A 681-nucleotide genomic window follows, 5' to 3' on the forward strand; every position below is an offset into this window, starting at 1 on the left:
TCATGTAATCTGACTGACTTGCATAGCTCTTGTAGATCCGGACACCGGAGCTTCTCAGGTGCCCCAGACGACTCGTCTTTTGCTCATCCACTTCTATATTTTGAATTAGTCCTGACTCATGAATCCAAGCATTCTTCCCGTCAATGACACCGCGATACCATAGATTATTTCCGACTTTCTCTGTCAAGTTCACAGTAAATGCCCGATCTTTTATTTTCGATAAGTTTTCGTAAGATATATTTTTTCGTCCACCCCATGCCTTGTTATAAGCATGCCCTGTCCCCTTGATATAAAAGACCTTTGCATTCTTATCTACCCCGACATGCGGATGGGTTGACATGTCTGATGCCTTCACCCACCCTATAACACCTTTTGTACTGCTTGCATTACGGCTTATCAAATAGTAAAGGGTATTCTGATATGTAGCCTGCTTTTTAATGTAGTAGACTTCATTCGTATAGGTTGATCCTGCATTCATGTAATCTGACTGACTTGCATAGCTCTTGTAGATCCGGACACCGGAGCTTCTCAGGTGCCCCAGACGACTCGTCTTTTGCTCATCCACTTCTATATTTTGAATTAGTCCTGACTCATGAATCCAAGCATTCTTCCCGTCAATGACACCGCGATACCATAGATTATTTCCGACTTTCTCTGTCAAGTTCACAGTAAATGCCCGAT

General features: G+C 42.9%; 1 protein-coding gene. It reads right to left on the reverse strand.

Features of this window, described 5'->3' with window-relative positions; all coding sequences use genetic code 11:
- Positions 1-681, reverse strand: a 681-nt coding sequence (locus KHA84_RS15155; RefSeq protein WP_213424353.1) for a GW dipeptide domain-containing protein, incomplete at both ends; no start/stop codon positions are given.

The sequence above is a fragment of the Bhargavaea massiliensis genome (genome assembly GCF_018390575.1).
GTDB classification, from domain to species: Bacteria; Bacillota; Bacilli; order Bacillales_A; family Planococcaceae; genus Bhargavaea; species Bhargavaea massiliensis.